Below are 16,711 nucleotides of genomic sequence, written 5' to 3' on the forward strand. Positions count from 1 at the left end.
GGCTGCCGAACACCCACTCGGCGATGTGGGCGAGGAAGGCCAGGGTGTAGACGGCCATGGCCGAATAGATCAGCACATTGCTGATGTTCGCCAGGTTCTCGTTGGCTGCGGCAGCGATGGGGATCACGCGCGCGCTCCTTCGGGTGCTGCGGAGGAATCCGCGGACTCGGCGGACTCCGCGGGGTCGGGGGCGTCCGTGGGATCGGGGGCGTCCGTGGCGGTCACGGGCGGGGCGTCGGCCTGCAGGTCGGCGGCGAGGTCGGCGAGCTCCTCGGGGAGCTTCGCGGACTCGCTGCGGCCGAGGCCGGCCACCTCGACGACGGTGTGCCCGTCGGCGCCGCGGACGGCCCGCACCCACACGCGGCGGCGCTGGATGAACAGGGAGCCCGCCACTCCGACGAGGGCCGCGACCGCTCCGACGAGGGCGGTGACGTTGCCGGGCTGCTGGGAGACCTGGAAGGTGGCCCACGGCTTGATGCCGTCGAACTTCAGGGTGCCGCCGTCGGGCAGCGTCATGGTGTCGCCGACCTTGAGGGCCTGCGCGAAGGGGTTGCCGTCCTTGTCCTTGAACTGCTTCATCTTGGACACGTCGAGCTGGTAGACGTTCTGCGGCGTGCCGGCGTCGGTGCCGAGGCTGCCGTGGTACGCCGTGAGGACGAGCCGCGGGTTGTCCAGGGCGGGGAACTGGGACAGCATCGTGCCGGTCTTCAGGTCCAGGGTGGGCACGAAGTTGCCCTTGAAGCCGATCTGGTCCTTCTTGCCGTCCTTGGTGCGGTAGTCGCCCACCTTCAGGACGGTCGACTCGGTGATGTTGTTGTCGATGGGCAGCGAGGGGATCCCGCCGCGGAAGGAGATGTCGCCCTGCCCGTCGCGGACGGTGACCACCGGGGCGTAGCCGTGGCCGATCAGGTAGACCTTGGAGCCGGAGGTCTGCAGCGGCTCGTTGACCTTGATCGTCGCCTTGCGCCCGGGGCCGTCGGAGCCCTCGTGGTAGGTGACGCGGGCCTCGTAGGTCCGCGGGGTGCCGCGCTGGGGTCCGGTGCGCTCGTAGCTGGCCTCGAAGCTGTCGAGGTAGAAGCTGAAGGGCTTGAGGTCGCCGGCCTCGAAGAGCGAGCCGGACTTGAAGTCGTCGTACTGGACGAGCGTGTTGGCGAAGCCGTCGCCCTCGACGATCAGCTTCTGGCCCTCGGACTTCCACAGCTGCCCGGAGGCGAAGGCCACGAGCATCACGATCAGCGCTATGTGGAAGACGAGGTTGCCTGCTTCGCGCAGGTAGCCCTTCTCGGAGGCCACCGCGTCGCCCGCCGCCTCGGTGCGGAAGCGCCGCTTCTTCAGCAGCTTGCGGGCCGCGGCCAGGACCTCGTCGGGCCCGGCGTCCGTGCGCCACGTGGTGTGGGCGGGCAGCCGCTTGAGGTGGCGCGGGGCGGCCGGCGGGCGGCCGCGCAGCTGGCCGACGAACTGCCAGGTGCGCGGGATGATGCAGCCGACCAGGGACGTGAACAGCAGGATGTAGATCGCGGAGAACCACACCGAGCTGTAGACGTGGAAGAGGCCGAGCTTGTCGTAGAGCGGCCCGAGCGTCTCGTGGCTCTTGCGCCACGCCTCGGCCTTGACCGAGTCCACGCTGGTCTGCGGGACGAGGGAGCCGGGGACGGTGGCCAGCGAGAGCAGGAAGAGCAGGATCAGGGCGACCCGCATGGAGGTCAGCTGCCGCCAGAACCAGCGGGCCCAGCCGATCGCCTCGCGGGCGGACCAGGCCGCGTACCCGAGCGCGCCGGGCTTGCGGACGCCGCCGAAGGAGCCGGGCACGGCCTGGCCGGCCTCGGCGTCCTCGCGGGGCGCCGTCGACATCGCGGAACCCGCGGACTCCGCCTCCTCGGCGTCGGTAGCGGCGGAGCCGTTCGTGTTGCCCATCTGATCAGACCTCGGGGACGAAGGAGTTGGACCACGTCTGCAGTACGCCGATGAGGCTGTTCCACACCCCCGTGACGAGGAGCACGCCGACCGCGACCAGCATCAGCCCGCCGGCGCGCATGACCCATGCATAGTGTCGCTTGACCCAGCCGAACGCACCGAGCGCGCGCCGGAAGGCCACCGCGGTCAGGATGAACGGCAGGCCGAGGCCGAAGCAGTAGGCCGCGGTCAGCAGCGCACCGCGGCCGGCGCTGGCCTGGTTCGAGGAGAGGGCCAGGACGGAGGCGAGCGTCGGGCCGATGCACGGCGCCCAGCCGAGCCCGAAGAGCGCGCCCAGCAGCGGCGCCCCCACCAGGCCCATCGTGGGCCTGGTGTGGAAGCGGAATTCACGCTGCCCGAACCTGTTGAACAGCCCCATGAAGGCGAGGCCCATCGCGATGGTGAGGCACCCCATCACCATGTTGATCGTCTCCTGGTGCGCCAGGAGCGTCCGGCCGACCCAGCCGAAGAGGGTGCCCATGGAGACGAAGACGAAGGTGAAGCCGAGCACGAACAGGGTGGACCCGGCGATCATCCGCCCCTTGCGGGACTCGGCCAGGTCCGCTCCGCCGACTCCCGTCACGTAGGACAGGTAGCCGGGGACGAGCGGCAGCACGCAGGGCGAGAAGAACGAGACCAGCCCGCCGAGCAGGGCGACGGGCAGGGCCAGCAGCAGCGCCCCGGTGAGCACCGTCTGGTTCATCTCGCCGACGGCGACCGTGACGGCGGCGGAGGTGGCGGGGGTCACGGGGTCACTTCTCCGCGACCAGCGGGTCGAGCGTCTTGCGCAGCTCGTCCTCGGTCAGCGCCTTGATCGCGCGTGCGGCGATCTTGCCGTCGCGGTCGATGAAGACGGTGGAGGGGATGGACTGCGGGTTGAGGCTGCCGGCGGGGAAGCGCAGCAGCAGCTTGCCGGCGGAGTCGTAGAGGCTCGGGTACGGGACCTCGAACTCCTTCTCGAACTTGATCGCCGGCGCGGGGTCGGAGTCGCGGGTGTTGAGCCCGACGAACTGCACGCCCTTGTCCTTGTAGTCGTTGGCGACGTTGACGAGGTTCTTGGCCTCGGCCCGGCACGGGGCGCACCACGATCCCCAGACGTTCAGGACGACGATCTTGCCCTTGTAGTCCTCGGCGATGTCGAGCGCCTTGCCGTCCAGCGTCTTGCCGGAGAGGTCGGGCGCGTCCTGCCGCCCGCTCTTGTCGTTGACGACGCTGACGCCGCCCGTGCCCTGCACGAACTGGGTCTGGCCACCGCTCTTCGGGTTGTCACCCGAACCGCAGGCGGTCAGGGACAGCGCCGCGGCGGCGGCGAGGATGGCCGGCATGGTGATACGCCGGCGTGGTCCGGGGCGTCGAAAGGCGCGGCAGGCACTCATGTGAAAAGTTTCGCATGGTCCGTTTAGGGATCTTCCGCGCCCCCCTGCAGGCTCTTCGTACGGGTTCGGGCGGCCGTCCGGGAGCGGCTCCGGCCGCCCGCGGGTTCAGGCTGCCGCCCGGGCGTGCCACTTCTCGCCGACCTCGAGCCGGCGCAGGCCGCTCAGCACGGCCGGGTCCTGGGCGTCCAGCCAGTCGACGAACTGCCGGAAGGAGACCAGGCGCACGTCCTTGTGACGATCGTCGGCGATGCGTTTGAGAGCTTCCTCCACCGCATCCATATAAATGCCGCCGTTCCACTCCTCGAAGTGGTTGCCGACGAAGAACGGCGCGCGATTCGTCTCGTACGCCCGCTCGAATCCGGCGAGATAGGCGTCGGTGGCCTGCTGCCGCCAGTGCGGGTAATGCACCGAGGGGCCACGGGTGGTGTTCTTCGATTGATTGGCGAGGATGTTGTAGTCCATCGACAGGACTTCGAACGAATGCCCGGGAAAGGGAATCTGCTGCAGCGGGAGATCCCACAGGCCGTGTTTCTTCGACGGCCACACCTGCGTCCCGCCCGGGGAACTCGCGTCATAACGCCAGCCCAGTTTCGCAGCGGTCGGCAGCAGGTTCTCCTGCCCCAGCAGACACGGCGTCCGGGCGCCCACGAGCTCCTTGCGGTAATCGAACGGCAGCGGGTCCAGATCGGTGAACCCCGTGTTCGTCCGCCACTCCGTGACGAAGGAGACCGCCTGCTCGATCTCCGACTCCCAGTCGGCCCCGTCCCACTTCCCGACCGACCCCTCGCCGGAGCAGAAGTGGCCGTTGAAGTGCGTGCCGATCTCGTGCCCCTCCAGCCACGCCTCCCGCAGGTTCACCAGCGTCGCCCGGACGTGCTCGTCCGTGAGGTAGCCGATGTCGGAGGCGCCGACCGGGTTGTTGGGCGGCTTGTACAGCCGCTTCTTCGACTCCGGCAGCAGGTACACCCCGGAGAGGAAGAACGTCATCCGCGCCCCGTGGTCCTGCGCCAGCTTCCGGAACCGCGGGAAGAGACCGTTGCCGACCTCCCCCGCCCCGTCCCACGAGAAGATCACGAACTGCGGCGGCTTCTGCCCCGGCTCCAGCCGCTCCGGCTCCGGCGGCTGATGCGGCTGCGGCCCGGCGTCGGCCGTCGAGCCGTCGCCGATCGGCTTCGCCTTCGCCCGCTCGACCGCCTTCGCCGCCTGATCGTGCCGCTCGGGCGGCGATCCCTCCGAGCAGCCGGCGACGCCGCCCAGCGCCGCGGCCGCTCCCATTCCCCATCCGAGGAGACCTCGTCGGCTGATGTCGCGCATGTCGACTCCGTCCGTACTCGCCGTGCCCCACGCCGTATGTCGTCCATATAAAACGACATTGCGTGAGAGGGCGCGTCGAGTACGACGGTTGCGCAGTTTCCCCCCTCTTCAGGGAGTTGCCCCGCATTTACGCAGTCGCCACGGCCCAATGGAGCAACCGCGGCCCCCGAACGGCCTCAGGCGCCGAACGCCTTGGCCCCGCCCTTCACCGGCTTGGCGCCCGCAAGAAGATGCGCCGGCACCAGATCCCGGGCGGGTTCGCTGTAGCCGACCGAAACGATTTTGTCCCCCCTATAGGTGAACGTCGTCAGACTCGCCAGCGTGCACTCGCGCTTGCGCGGGTCGTGCCACAGCCGCCGCCGCTCCACGAAGCTGCGCACGATCCAGATCGGCAGCTGATGGCTCACGCAGACCGCCTCGTGGCCCCGCGCCGCATCCCGCGCCGCATCCAGCGCACGCATCATCCGCACGACCTGCTCCACGTAGGGCTCGCCCCACGACGGACGGAAAGGATTCGTCAGGTACTTCCAGTTGGCCGGCTTCTTCAGCGCGCCGTCGCCCACGCCGAACGTCTTGCCCTCGAAGACGTTCGCCGCCTCGATCAGCCGCTCGTCCGTCGCCAGGTCCAGACCGTGCGTCTTGGCGATCGGCGACGCCGTCTCCTGCGCACGCTCCAGCGGCGAAGCCACCACATGGGTGACGTCCCGCTCCGCCAGGTGCTCGGCCACCCGGTCCGCCATCCGGCGGCCGAGGTCCGACAGGTGGTAGCCCGCCCGGCGCCCGTAGAGCACGCCCTCCGGGTTGTGGACCTCGCCGTGGCGCATCAGGTGCACCACGGTGATCTCGTCCTGCTTCTTCTCCGCGTCCTTCGCCGAGCTCACTTGGCCCCCTCCTCGGTCGCCCCGGCCGCCGCACGCGCCGCAGCCGGCAGCGCCGCCGCGATCCGCTCCACCGCGGCCGCGTCGTGCGCCGTCGACACGAACCACGACTCGAACGCCGACGGCGGCAGATACACGCCCTGCGACAGCATCGAGTGGAAGAAGGCGTTGAAACGGAACGACTCCTGCGCCTTCGCGTCGTCGTAGTTGCGCACCTCACGCCCCGTGAAGAACACCGAGAACATGTTGCTCGCCGTCTGCAGACGGTGCGCCACGCCCTCCTTGGTCAGCGCCTCGCTCACCAGACCGCTGATCTCCGCGGACACCGCGTCGACCTTCTCGTACGCCGCGTCGTCCAGCAGCCGCAGCTGCGCCAGACCCGCCGCCGTCGCCACCGGGTTGCCCGAGAGCGTGCCCGCCTGGTACACCGGGCCCGCCGGAGCCAGGTGCGCCATCACATCGGCCCGGCCGCCGAACGCCGCCGCCGGGAAACCGCCGCCCATGACCTTGCCGAACGTCATCAGGTCCGGCTTCACACCGTCGACGCCGAACCAGCCCGCCCTGCTCGTGCGGAAGCCCGTCATCACCTCGTCGGAGATGAACAGCGCGCCGTTCTTGGCGCACGCGTCCTTCAGCCCCTGGTTGAAGCCCGGCAGCGGCGGCACCACGCCCATGTTGCCCGGCGACGCCTCCGTGATCACACAGGCGATCTCCCCGGGGAACGCGTGGAACGCCTCGTGCACCGCCTCCAGATCGTTGTACGGCAGCACGATGGTGTCCCCGGCCTGGGCGCCCGTGACCCCCGGCGTGTCCGGCAGCCCGAACGTCGCCAGGCCCGAGCCCGCCGCCGCCAGCAGCGCGTCCACGTGGCCGTGGTAGCAGCCCGCGAACTTGATCACCTTGGCCCGGCCGGTGAAGCCGCGCGCCAGCCGGATCGCCGACATCGTCGCCTCGGTCCCCGACGACACCAGGCGCACCTGCTCCACGGGCTCGATGCGCGCGACGATCTCCTCGGCGAGCGCGACCTCCCCCTCGCCCGGCGTACCGAACGACGTACCGCGGGCCACCGCCTCCTGGACGGCCGCGATCACCTCGGGATGCGCGTGCCCGAGGATCATCGGACCCCACGAACACACGAGGTCGACGTACTCCCGGCCGTCGGCGTCCGTGAGGTACGGACCGGTACCGGACACCATGAACCGGGGCGTACCACCCACGGCACGAAACGCCCGGACCGGGGAGTTCACGCCGCCGGGCGTCACGACAGCGGCGCGGTCGAAGAGTGTCTGCGAGACTGGCGCATGCATGGGGTATGGGTAGCTCACGCTAGCCATGGTCTCAGAGCCTCGCGACGAGTCCGATCCGGGCGTTTCACATGCCCTTCACGGGGGAGGTCTCTGAGACGATGATCGGGTTGCGCGGCGGGGGCAGTGCTGCGTAGGAAAAAGCGGTCAGGTGGAGATATGCAGCGCGGTGGCGGAGTGGGTGAGGGCACCGGAGACCTGGGCCCCGAGCGCGCCCGGCAGTCCCGCAGGGGGCGCCACAGGGGCCGGCGCGACCGGCGCGAAGAAGACCTCGCGGGCACCAAGGACAATCTCGCGAGCGGTACGGACGGCCTCGCGAGCAGCAAGGCAGGCACAGGAAGCAGGAGTGGCCGAGTGGGGGTGACCTACAAGTACTTCGGGGCACCCAGCAGCGCGGCCGCGGCCAACGTCCCCATCTCCATGCGCCCCGAGGAGCTCGGCGGCGACGAGCTCGGCATGGGCGGCATGTTCACCCGCATCAAGCCGGAGACCGTGGCCGCCATGGTGCTCACCGGCATCGAAGGCATACCCCTGCACAAGGTCCCCCCGCTCGAGCTGGTCGTCCTCCACCCCGACTACGCCGTCGTGAAGCTCCCCATGACCGTCGTCGACCCGCTGCGCGGCGTCGGCGAGGAATCCGTCGGCGCCGCCGCCTTCATCTGGTCCACCGTCCCCGACCGCGGCGGCCCCCGCGACGCCTTCGGCGTCTACCAGCTCCTGCGCGAGTGGCAGGACTTCTCCCACCGCCTCCACGAGAACGGCCACCAGCCCTACTGCCTGGTCTGGCCCTGACCCCTCGCCGGGCCCTCCCCGCCCTACGCTGCGATCATGCTCATCGCCCGCTCCATCGCCCTCTTCGTCCTCGCCGCGCTCCTGGAAATCGGCGGCGCCTGGCTGGTCTGGCAGGGCACGAGGGAGCACCGCGGCTGGGCCTGGATCGGCGCCGGCATCGTCGCCCTCGGCGCCTACGGCTTCGTCGCCACCCTCCAGCCCGACGCCCACTTCGGCCGCATCCTCGCCGCCTACGGCGGAGTCTTCGTCGCCGGCTCCCTCGCCTGGGGCATGGTCGCCGACGGCTACCGGCCCGACCGCTACGACATCCTCGGCGCGCTCGTCTGCCTCGTCGGCGTGGCGATCATCATGTACGTGCCCCGCAGCCGCTGAATATCCTGCCCGGGGACCACCCACGCCACATCGGCCGCGCCGCGCCCCAGGAGGCATCACCATGAGCACCCGCACCGCCGTCATCACCGGCGCCAGCAGCGGCATCGGCGCCGCCACCGCCCGCCGGCTCGCCGCCGAGGGCTACCGCGTCGTCCTCACCGCCCGCCGCGCCGACCGCATCACCGCCCTCGCCGAGGAGCTCCCCGGCGCCCGCGCCCACGCCCTCGACGTCACCGACCGCGACGCCGTCGCCGCCTTCGCCGCGACCCTCGACCGCGTCGACGTCCTCATCAACAACGCCGGCGGCGCCCACGGAGCCGACCCCGTCGCCACCGCCGACCCCGCCGACTGGCGCACCATGTACGAGGTCAACGTCCTCGGCGTGCTCCACATGACCCAGGCCCTGCTCCCCGCCCTCACCGCGAGCGGCGACGGAACGGTCCTGATCCTCTCCTCCACCGCCGCCCTCGGCACCTACGAAGGCGGCAGCGGTTACGCCGCCGCCAAGCACGGCGCCCACGCCGTCGCCGAGACCCTCCGCCTGGAGCTGTGCGGGCAGCCCGTCCGCGTCATCGAGATCGCCCCCGGCATGGTGCGCACCGACGAATTCGCCCTCACCCGCTTCCGCGGCGACCGCGCCAAGGCCGACGCCGTCTACGCGGGCGTCGCCGAGCCGCTCACCGCCGAGGACATCGCCGACACCATCGGCTGGGCCGTCACCCGGCCGCCGCACGTGAACGTCGACCTGCTCGTCGTCCGCCCCCGCGCCCAGGCCTCGAACTACAAGGTCCATCGGGAGGCCTGAGGCCGCCAAGTGAAGCGGAAACGATCATTCCCGGATTACGGTCGTACAGACGGCCGCCCGGGACGGGCGACCCGCACCGAACAGGGGAGCTTCATGCGCGTCATCGCCTTCGACCACCTCGTCCTCAACGTCTCCGACGCGGAACGTTCCCTCGCCTTCTACACCGGCCCGCTCGGCCTCGACCCCGTCCGCGTGGACGACTGGCGCGCAGGCCGGGTCCCCTTCCCCTCGGTGCGCGTCGCCCCCACCACGATCATCGACCTGGTGGAGCGCGAGCGCGGCGACACGGCCGCCTCCAACGTCGACCACATCTGCCTCGTCGTCGAGCCCCTGGACTGGCAGGCCGTCATCGACGCCGGCACCTTCACCGTCGTCGACGGCCCCGGCAAGCGCTACGGCGCCCGCGGCGACGCGGAGTCGGTCTACGTCCTCGACCCGGACGGCAACACCGTCGAGCTGCGCTGGTACCCGCAGGACGTGCAGCAGTAGCCGGAAGCAGGTTGCCCGGGTCCGGGCGGCCGGACCCGGGCAACCGGGGTCGGAGGGGCGGAGCGCCGGAGGCTCAGCCCTTCACGCAGACGACCTGCTTGAGCTTCGCCACGACCTCGACGAGGTCCCGCTGCTGCTCCATGACCTGCTCGATCGGCTTGTACGCGGCCGGGATCTCGTCGACCACGCCGCGGTCCTTGCGGCACTCCACGCCCCGCGTCTGCTCGGCCAGGTCCCGCTCGGAGAACCGCTTCTTCGCCTGGTTGCGGCTCATCCGGCGGCCGGCGCCGTGCGAGGCGGAGTTGAAGGAGTCCTCGTTGCCCAGGCCGCGCACGATGTACGAGCCGGTGCCCATCGAGCCCGGGATGATGCCGTACTCGCCGCCGCCCGCGCGGATCGCGCCCTTGCGGGTGACCAGCAGGTCCATGCCCTCGTACCGCTCCTCCGACACGTAGTTGTGGTGGCAGGAGATCGTCTGCTCGAACATGGGCCTGGCCTTCTTGAACTCCTTGCGGACCACGTCCTTGAAGAGCGCCATCATGATCTCGCGGTTGTGTCGCGCGTACTCCTGGGCCCAGAACAGGTCGTGCCGGTAGGCAGCCATCTGCGGGGTGTCCGCGATGAAGACCGCGAGGTCGCGGTCGACCAGGTTCTGGTTGTGCGAGAGCTTCCGGGCCTCGCCGATGTGGTACTCGGCCAGCTCCTTGCCGATGTTGCGGGAGCCGGAGTGCAGCATCAGCCAGACCGCACCTGTCTCATCGAGACAGAATTCGACGAAATGGTTTCCTCCGCCGAGCGACCCCATCTGCTTCAGTGCACGGCTCTGACGGAACTTGACCGCTTCCGCAACCCCGTCGAACCGCCCCCAGAAGTCGTCCCACCCGGCCGTCGGCAGCCCGTGCAGCCGCCGCGGGTCGACCGGGTCGTCGTGCATCGAGAAGCCCACCGGAATGGCCTCCTCGATCTTCGAGCGCAGCCGGGAGAGATCACCGGGCAGGTCGTTCGCGGTCAGCGACGTCTTCACCGCCGACATCCCGCAGCCGATGTCGACGCCGACCGCCGCCGGGCACACCGCGCCCTGCATGGCGATCACCGAGCCGACCGTGGCCCCCTTGCCGAAGTGGACGTCCGGCATGACCGCGAGTCCCTTGATCCATGGGAGGGTGGAGACGTTGCGCAGCTGCTGCATGGCAACGTCCTCGACCGTGGCCGGATCGGCCCACATGCGGATCGGAACACGGGCGCCGGGCACCTCGGTGTAGGACATGGTTTTCCTCATAACCCCGTAAAAGCAAGATAACGCAAAAGCCGGACATATCTCATGATTCGCGACAGCGAACCGGCAGACGCAGCGGCACGTGCGGTAGACATACTGTCCAGCCGCCGCCTCCGCGGCAGCAACACGTTTTCGGTGGAAGGAGCCACGGACCGTGCAGCGAAGGGCTCACGCACCGGCCGCCGCACTGGCCGCCGCCGTGCTGGCCGCAGCGCTCACCGCCTGCAGCGGCGGGGCGGGCGCCGACGGCGGCGACGACTCCAAGCCCGGCCAGGCGGGCTCCACCGCGCCCGCCGCACAGCCCGGCAAGTACCGCAGCCTCCCTGAGCCCTGCGGCTATGTGAACCGCGACACGCTGCGCAGGCTCCTGCCCACTCCGGGTGACGACGAGACCGACCGCGACACCCTCGCGAAGCTCTACAAGGGCCAGGCCGCCATCACCTACGACACCGACCGCCGCGTCGGCTGCCGCTGGAAGCTGGAGGCCCCGCAGGGCTCCCGGCACCTGACCGTCGACTTCGAGCGCGTCGTCTCGTACCAGCCCGGTGTCAGCGACGAGCAGCGGGCGGAGCAGCTCTACGGCCGCCGGGCGAGCGCCGCGCACATCCCGGTCTCCTCCGGCTCGCCGTCCGCGCCCGCGGCTTCGGCCTCGAAGGGCGCGAGCTCGGGCCCGCACCCGCAGGGCGGTGCGCAGAGCGGCTCCCCGGCGCCGTCCGCGTCCCGGCCGGGCGCGCCCTCGGCCTCCGGTTCGCCGGCGGGCGGCGCCTCGCTGGCCCCGCGTGCCCTGGACGACCTGGGCGACGACGCCTTCATCGACGACAAGCTGATCACTGCCGGCTCGGGCGTGCACCGTGACATCAACATCGTCTTCCGGTCCGCGAACGTCATCGTGACCATCGCCTACGACCAGTGGTCGGCCGACAAGCAGCACGTCCCCGGGAGCGAGGACCTCCAGGGCAAGGCCCAGACCCTGGCCCGGGAGCTCGACGCGGGGAACTTCAACAACTAGCCGGTGGCCAATCCGCCACCTGCCCGCGTCGGCCGCGTACCGTGCCGATCAAGCGGGGTGAGGGCGCCCAGGCGCTCCGCCCCCCGACACCGAACGAGCGAAGGACCCATGCACCGAACAGCCCCGCGACTCGCCCGACTCCTCGCCTGCGCCGCAGTACCGGTGATGCTCGTCGCCACCGGCTGCTCGGACGACGACGGCGACAAGAAGAAGTCCTCGCCCTCCGCCTCGGCGCCGGCCCCCAGCGCCTCGCCGTCGGTGAAGGCGGCGACGTTCGCCAAGCTGCCGCCGGAGGTCTGCAAGACCATCGACGAGAAGACGATCGACAAGCTGGTGCCGAAGGCGAAGAAGAAGGAGGGCGAGGCCCTCCCCACCAGCGACGCGAACGACTCGGCGAGCTGCTTCTGGAACGGCCTGAACGACGAGGACGTCAAGGACCTGCAGTTCCGCTCGCTGACCGTCTCCTACAAGCGGCTGGCCTCCGACCCGACGCTGGGCTCGGGCGAGAAGCGCGCCGAGAAGTTCGCCGAGCAGCAGGTGACCAAGGCGACGACCGCCGACGGCGCCAAGGACGCGAAGACCGAGAAGGCCGAGGGCATCGGCGAGGCCGCGAACCTGGTGGCCACGGACACCAAGAAGGACGACGACGACTACCGCAACGCGACCGTCGTCGCCCGCACGGGCAACGTCGTGGTGACGGTGAAGTACAGCGGCGCCGGTTTCCAGGGCGCGAAGAACCCGGCGGCGGACGAGATCGCCAAGGGCGCGCAGGACGCGGCCAAGGAGGCGGTGGCCGCGGTCGCCGCGGCGAACAAGAGCTAGCGGGCCCGGCCCGGTGGGCCTCGCCGCTGTTCCTCCTCCGCCGCAACGGCGAGGTGCCACAGCGGTGCGGGTCCGGCGGCATGCGCACCGGCAGCACCGGACGACGACGGCGCCGGCTGCTCGATCACCATCGAGCGGCCGGCGCCGTTATGCGAGGTACCTCGCCGGAGGCGTTAGGCCCCCAGGAGCTTCCGCACCCGGTCGGCCCCCACCGCGAGCAGCAGGGTGGGCAGGCGCGGGCCGGTGTCGCGGCTCACCAGCAGGTGGTAGAGCAGGGCGAAGAAGGACCGCTGGGCGACCTTGAGCTCGGGGGTCGGCTTGGCGTCGGGCTCCAGGCCGGCCTGGACCTTGGGCACGCCGTAGACGAGCGTGGTGAGGCCGTCGAGCGACCAGTGGTCGTCCAGGCCCTCCAGGAGCAGGCGCAGCGATTCGCGGCCCTGCTCGTCGAGCGAGCCGAGGAGCTCGGCGTCGGGCTCGGAGCGCACGATGGTGCGGGACTCGGCCGGGACCTGGGTGTTGATCCAGTGCTCGGCCTTGTCCAGGCGCGGGCGGACCTCGTCGAGCGCGGTGACCGGCTGCGCCGGGTCGAGGTCGCTGAGGATGCGCAGGGTCTGCTCGTCGTGGCCGGCGGTGATGTCGACGACCGAGGCGAGCGTGCGGTACGGCAGCGGGCGCGGCGTGCGCGGCAGCTCGCCGGCGGCCGTGCGGGCGGCGCGGCTGTGGGCGAAGGCGTCGGCGGGCAGGACGGTGCCGTCGGCGACCTTGGCCTCCAGCTTGTCCCACTCGTCGTAGAGCCGCTGGATCTCCTGGTCGAAGGCGATCTTGAAGGACTGGTTGGGCTTGCGGCGGGCGTACAGCCAGCGCAGCAGCGGCGCTTCCATGATCTTCAGGGCGTCGCCGGGGGTGGGGACCCCGCCCTTGGAGGACGACATCTTGGCCATGCCGCTGATGCCGACGAAGGCGTACATCGGGCCGATGGGCTGCTCGCCGGCGAAGACCTTGCGGACGATCTGGCCGCCGACGACGAAGGACGAGCCCGGGGAGGAGTGGTCCACGCCCGACGGCTCGAAGATCACGCCCTCGTAGGCCCAGCGCATCGGCCAGTCGACCTTCCAGACCAGCTTGCCGCGGTTGAACTCGCTGAGGCGGACGGTCTCGGAGTGGCCGCACACGCAGGTGTAGGCCAGCTCGGTGGTCTCGTCGTCGTACGCGGTGACGGTGGTGAGGTCGCGCTCGCAGGCGCCGCAGTACGGCTTGTACGGGAAGTAGCCCGCACCGCCGGCGCTGCCGTCGTCCTCGGCCGCGGCGCCGGAGCCCTCGGCGGCCTCCAGCTCGGCCTCGTCGACGGGCTTCTGCTGCTGCTTCTTGGGCTTGCCGGTCGCCTTGTCCTTCGTCCGGTACTGGTCGAGGATCGCGTCGATGTCGCCACGGTGCTTCATCGCGTGCAGGATCTGCTCGCGGTAGACACCGGCGGTGTACTGCTCGGTCTGGCTGATCGGGTCGTACTCGATGCCGAGCTCGGCGAGCGCCTCGACCATCGCGGCCTTGAAGTGCTCGGCCCAGTTCGGGAACGCCGAGCCGGCCGGGGCCGGGACGGAGGTCAGGGGCTTGCCGATGTGGGCGGCCCAGGACTCGTCGATGCCCGGGACGCCGTTGGGAACCTTGCGGTACCGGTCGTAGTCGTCCCAGGAGATCAGGTGCCGGACCTCGTGGCCGCGGCGGCGGATCTCGTCGGCGACGAGGTGCGGCGTCATGACCTCGCGCAGATTGCCGAGGTGGATCGGGCCGGAGGGCGACAGGCCCGAGGCGACGACGATCGGTTTGCCGGGGGCCCGGCGCTCCGCTTCGGCAATGACCTCGTCGGCGAAACGGGAGACCCAATCGGCCTCGGTGCTCTGAGCCTGAGCCACGGCACTTCCTTCCTTACGGTCCTGGCATGACCATTGTCCCAGACGGGAGGGGTGGCTCCGGGGTTGCCCGGCTGCGGCGAAATTACCGCGGGGGCCGTGGTAGGCGCATGGGATAATCGGGGGGACTTTCACATGCCGCCTACTGGAATGGCACCTTCCCATGGCTTCGGTTCCCTCCCTCGCTTCCTCGCTCCACCAGCGCATCGCGGACGCGCTCTCGGCAGCCCTGCCGGAGGCCGGTGCCGCCGATCCGCTGCTGCGCCGAAGCGACCGGGCCGATTTCCAGGCCAACGGGATGCTGGCGCTGGCCAAGAAGCTGAAGGGCAACCCGCGCGAGCTGGCGGCGAAGGTCGTCGAAGGCCTGCCGGCCGGTGATCTGATCAAGGAGGTCGAGGTCTCGGGCCCCGGCTTCCTGAACATCACGATCACGGACGAGGCGATCGTGAAGACCCTCGCCGCGCGCGCCGCCGACGACCGCCTGGGCGTGCCGTTCGCGGAAGCCCCGGGCACCACGGTCATCGACTACGCCCAGCCGAACGTGGCCAAGGAGATGCACGTCGGTCACCTGCGCAATTCGGTGATCGGTGACGCGGTGGTGCGGATCCTGGAGTTCTCCGGCGAGCAGGTCGTGCGCCGTCACCACATCGGCGACTGGGGCACCCAGTTCGGCATGCTCATCCAGTACCTGATCGAGCACCCGCACGAGCTGGACCACGAGGGCGAGGTCTCCGGCGAGGAGGCCATGTCCTCCCTCAACCGGCTGTACAAGGCGTCGCGGACGCTCTTCGACTCCGACGAGGAGTTCAAGGCCCGCGCCCGCCGCCGGGTCGTCGATCTCCAGGCCGGCGACGAGGAGACCCTCGCGCTGTGGCAGCGGTTCGTCGACGAGTCGAAGATCTACTTCTACTCGGTCTTCGACAAGCTCGACGTGGAGATCCGCGACGAGGACATCGTCGGCGAGTCCGGCTACAACGACATGCTCGCCGAGACCTGCCGCCTGCTGGAGGAGTCCGGTGTCGCGGTCCGTTCCAACGGCGCGCTCTGCGTCTTCTTCGACGACGTCAAGGGCCCGGACGGCAAGCCCTCGCCGCTGATCGTGCAGAAGTCCGACGGCGGCTTCGGCTACGCGGCCACGGACCTGTCCGCGATCCGCGACCGTGTGGGCAACCTGAAGGCCGACACCCTGCTGTACGTGGTGGACGCCCGGCAGTCCCTGCACTTCAAGATGGTCTTCGAGACCGCGCGCCGGGCCGGCTGGCTGACCGACGACGTCAAGGCCGTCCAGCTCGGCTTCGGCACGGTCCTCGGCAAGGACGGCAAGCCGTTCAAGACCCGTGAGGGCGAGACGGTCCGCCTGGTCGACCTGCTCGACGAGGCGATCGACCGCGCCACGGCCGTCGTCCGGGAGAAGGCGCAGGACCTGACGGAGGAGCAGATCGCCGAGCGCGGCGCCCAGGTGGGCATCGGCGCGGTGAAGTACGCGGACCTCTCGACGTCCGTCTCGCGCGACTACAAGTTCGACCTGGACCAGATGGTGTCCCTCAACGGCGACACCAGCGTCTACCTCCAGTACGCCTTCGCCCGGATCCAGTCGATCCTCCGCAAGGCGGGCGAGGCCCGGCCGGCCGCCCACCCGGAGCTCGCGCTGGCCCCGGCCGAGCGCGCGCTGGGCATGCACCTGGACCAGTTCGGGGAGAACCTCGCCGAGGTCACGGCCTCCTACGAGCCGCACAAGCTCGCCGGTTACCTCTACCAGCTGGCCTCGCTCTACACGACGTTCTACGCCGAGTGCCCGGTCCTGAAGGCCGAGACGCCGCAGCAGGTGGAGAACCGCCTCTTCCTGTGCGACCTGACGGCCCGCACCCTGCGTCAGGGCATGTCGCTGCTGGGCATCCGGACGCCCGAGCAGCTCTGATCCACCGGACCGGGGGCGGGGTGCCTCATCCCGCCCCCAGTTCGAACCACACCAGCTTGCCGGTGAGCCCCTGGGGCTGCCGGCGCAGGGCGAATCCTCCCCAGCTGTCGGCGCAGCGCATCACGAGCGCGAGCCCGCGGCCCTCCTCGGCGTCCTCCCGGGGCAGCGCGGTCGCCTGCAGGCCGGGCAGTGCGGGGTTGGTGTCCCATACGGTCACCCGCACCCCCTTTCCCCTGCCCTCGCGCCTGACGCGTACGGAGGCGGGCCCTTCGGAGTGCCGGTAGGAGTTGGTGACCAGCTCCGAGGTGAGCAGCTCGGCGGTCTCGGCCACGCGGGCGAAGCCGTGCTCTTCGAAGATCGTGCGGAGGGTGCGGCGGGCGATGCAGGGGGCGAGCGGGTCGCAGGGGACCTGGAGGGTGTATTCCCAGCTCTCGGGGAGCTCGGGGTCGGTGCTCATGGGCGCGTCTCCGCAGAGGGAACGGTGTGCGCCACAAGC

16 protein-coding genes and 1 pseudogene are annotated in these 16,711 nt (G+C 70.4%); 7 read left to right on the plus strand and 10 right to left on the minus strand.

Features of this window, described 5'->3' with window-relative positions; translation table 11 throughout:
- The 7 genes and pseudogenes from V7793_RS12375 to hemL all read right to left on the minus strand — a co-directional run.
- Positions 1–124 (minus strand): annotated as a pseudogene (locus tag V7793_RS12375) (c-type cytochrome biogenesis protein CcsB); the annotation flags it as partial.
- Entirely contained in the window at positions 124–1,914 is a 1,791-nt protein-coding gene (resB, locus tag V7793_RS12380) for a cytochrome c biogenesis protein ResB (protein ID WP_336005662.1), read from the minus strand. The pseudogene V7793_RS12375 and the gene resB, both read right to left, overlap by 1 nt.
- Positions 1,915–1,918: 4 nt before the next feature.
- Complete coding sequence (locus V7793_RS12385) at positions 1,919–2,656, minus strand: cytochrome c biogenesis CcdA family protein (RefSeq protein ID WP_336005712.1); 738 nt, start codon at positions 2,654–2,656, stop codon at positions 1,919–1,921.
- 49 nt (positions 2,657–2,705) lie between these two features.
- Complete coding sequence (locus tag V7793_RS12390; protein ID WP_336005664.1) at positions 2,706–3,329, minus strand: TlpA family protein disulfide reductase; 624 nt, start codon at positions 3,327–3,329, stop codon at positions 2,706–2,708.
- Between the two features lie 105 nt (positions 3,330–3,434).
- Positions 3,435–4,643: a hypothetical protein gene (locus tag V7793_RS12395; protein ID WP_336005665.1), complete on the minus strand. Its 1,209-nt coding sequence runs from the start codon at positions 4,641–4,643 to the stop codon at positions 3,435–3,437.
- A gap of 176 nt (positions 4,644–4,819) precedes the next feature.
- Entirely contained in the window at positions 4,820–5,467 is a 648-nt protein-coding gene (locus V7793_RS12400; RefSeq protein WP_168095826.1) for a histidine phosphatase family protein, read from the minus strand.
- A 53-nt stretch (positions 5,468–5,520) separates the two neighbouring features.
- Positions 5,521–6,855: a glutamate-1-semialdehyde 2,1-aminomutase gene (gene hemL / locus V7793_RS12405; RefSeq protein WP_336005666.1), complete on the minus strand. Its 1,335-nt coding sequence runs from the start codon at positions 6,853–6,855 to the stop codon at positions 5,521–5,523.
- Positions 6,856–6,984: 129 nt separating this feature from the next.
- Between hemL and V7793_RS12410 the strand changes: the two genes are divergently transcribed.
- From V7793_RS12410 to V7793_RS12425, 4 genes are all read left to right on the plus strand, one after another.
- On the plus strand, positions 6,985–7,617 hold the full coding sequence (locus V7793_RS12410) for a hypothetical protein (protein ID WP_336005667.1): 633 nt from the start codon (positions 6,985–6,987) through the stop codon (positions 7,615–7,617).
- 36 nt (positions 7,618–7,653) lie between these two features.
- Positions 7,654–7,989: a YnfA family protein gene (locus tag V7793_RS12415; protein WP_336005669.1), complete on the plus strand. Its 336-nt coding sequence runs from the start codon at positions 7,654–7,656 to the stop codon at positions 7,987–7,989.
- A gap of 61 nt (positions 7,990–8,050) precedes the next feature.
- Positions 8,051–8,794 (plus strand): SDR family oxidoreductase, encoded by a 744-nt coding sequence (locus V7793_RS12420; protein ID WP_336005672.1) that lies wholly within the window; start codon positions 8,051–8,053, stop codon positions 8,792–8,794.
- Between the two features lie 93 nt (positions 8,795–8,887).
- Positions 8,888–9,283 (plus strand): VOC family protein, encoded by a 396-nt coding sequence (locus V7793_RS12425; RefSeq protein WP_058047598.1) that lies wholly within the window; start codon positions 8,888–8,890, stop codon positions 9,281–9,283.
- A 73-nt stretch (positions 9,284–9,356) separates the two neighbouring features.
- Here the strand turns inward: V7793_RS12425 and V7793_RS12430 are convergent, their stop codons facing one another.
- The gene (locus tag V7793_RS12430; protein WP_336005677.1) at positions 9,357–10,550 is read right to left on the minus strand and encodes an RtcB family protein; all 1,194 of its coding nucleotides are present in this window, start codon (positions 10,548–10,550) and stop codon (positions 9,357–9,359) included.
- A gap of 163 nt (positions 10,551–10,713) precedes the next feature.
- Between V7793_RS12430 and V7793_RS12435 the strand changes: the two genes are divergently transcribed.
- Entirely contained in the window at positions 10,714–11,568 is an 855-nt protein-coding gene (locus tag V7793_RS12435) for a hypothetical protein (protein WP_336005679.1), read from the plus strand.
- Positions 11,569–11,676: 108 nt separating this feature from the next.
- Positions 11,677–12,390: a hypothetical protein gene (locus tag V7793_RS12440; RefSeq protein ID WP_336005681.1), complete on the plus strand. Its 714-nt coding sequence runs from the start codon at positions 11,677–11,679 to the stop codon at positions 12,388–12,390.
- Between the two features lie 173 nt (positions 12,391–12,563).
- Here V7793_RS12440 and lysS read toward each other — a convergent pair whose 3' ends face one another.
- Complete coding sequence (lysS, locus tag V7793_RS12445) at positions 12,564–14,300, minus strand: lysine--tRNA ligase (protein ID WP_336005684.1); 1,737 nt, start codon at positions 14,298–14,300, stop codon at positions 12,564–12,566.
- A gap of 160 nt (positions 14,301–14,460) precedes the next feature.
- On the opposite strand from lysS, the gene argS reads away from it, so the two are divergent.
- Entirely contained in the window at positions 14,461–16,215 is a 1,755-nt protein-coding gene (gene argS, locus V7793_RS12450; protein WP_336005687.1) for an arginine--tRNA ligase, read from the plus strand.
- 25 nt (positions 16,216–16,240) lie between these two features.
- On the opposite strand, the gene V7793_RS12455 is transcribed toward argS, so the two are convergent.
- On the minus strand, positions 16,241–16,672 hold the full coding sequence (locus V7793_RS12455; RefSeq protein WP_336005690.1) for an ATP-binding protein: 432 nt from the start codon (positions 16,670–16,672) through the stop codon (positions 16,241–16,243).
- Between the last annotated feature and the right edge of the window lie 39 nt (positions 16,673–16,711).

The sequence above is a fragment of the Streptomyces sp. KLMMK genome (assembly GCF_036961605.1).
Lineage (GTDB): Bacteria > Actinomycetota > Actinomycetes > Streptomycetales > Streptomycetaceae > Streptomyces > Streptomyces telluris.

Coding starts and splice junctions, on each gene's coding strand:
- resB (WP_336005662.1), bottom strand. CDS start 1,914: ATGGGCAACACGAACGGCTCCGCCGCTACCGACGCCGAGGAGGCGGAG.
- V7793_RS12385 (WP_336005712.1), bottom strand. CDS start 2,656: ATGAACCAGACGGTGCTCACCGGGGCGCTGCTGCTGGCCCTGCCCGTC.
- V7793_RS12390 (WP_336005664.1), bottom strand. CDS start 3,329: ATGAGTGCCTGCCGCGCCTTTCGACGCCCCGGACCACGCCGGCGTATC.
- V7793_RS12395 (WP_336005665.1), bottom strand. CDS start 4,643: ATGCGCGACATCAGCCGACGAGGTCTCCTCGGATGGGGAATGGGAGCG.
- V7793_RS12400 (WP_168095826.1), bottom strand. CDS start 5,467: ATGCGCCACGGCGAGGTCCACAACCCGGAGGGCGTGCTCTACGGGCGC.
- hemL (WP_336005666.1), bottom strand. CDS start 6,855: ATGGCTAGCGTGAGCTACCCATACCCCATGCATGCGCCAGTCTCGCAG.
- V7793_RS12410 (WP_336005667.1), top strand. CDS start 6,985: ATGCAGCGCGGTGGCGGAGTGGGTGAGGGCACCGGAGACCTGGGCCCC.
- V7793_RS12415 (WP_336005669.1), top strand. CDS start 7,654: ATGCTCATCGCCCGCTCCATCGCCCTCTTCGTCCTCGCCGCGCTCCTG.
- V7793_RS12420 (WP_336005672.1), top strand. CDS start 8,051: ATGAGCACCCGCACCGCCGTCATCACCGGCGCCAGCAGCGGCATCGGC.
- V7793_RS12425 (WP_058047598.1), top strand. CDS start 8,888: ATGCGCGTCATCGCCTTCGACCACCTCGTCCTCAACGTCTCCGACGCG.
- V7793_RS12430 (WP_336005677.1), bottom strand. CDS start 10,550: ATGTCCTACACCGAGGTGCCCGGCGCCCGTGTTCCGATCCGCATGTGG.
- V7793_RS12440 (WP_336005681.1), top strand. CDS start 11,677: ATGCACCGAACAGCCCCGCGACTCGCCCGACTCCTCGCCTGCGCCGCA.
- argS (WP_336005687.1), top strand. CDS start 14,461: ATGGCTTCGGTTCCCTCCCTCGCTTCCTCGCTCCACCAGCGCATCGCG.
- V7793_RS12455 (WP_336005690.1), bottom strand. CDS start 16,672: ATGAGCACCGACCCCGAGCTCCCCGAGAGCTGGGAATACACCCTCCAG.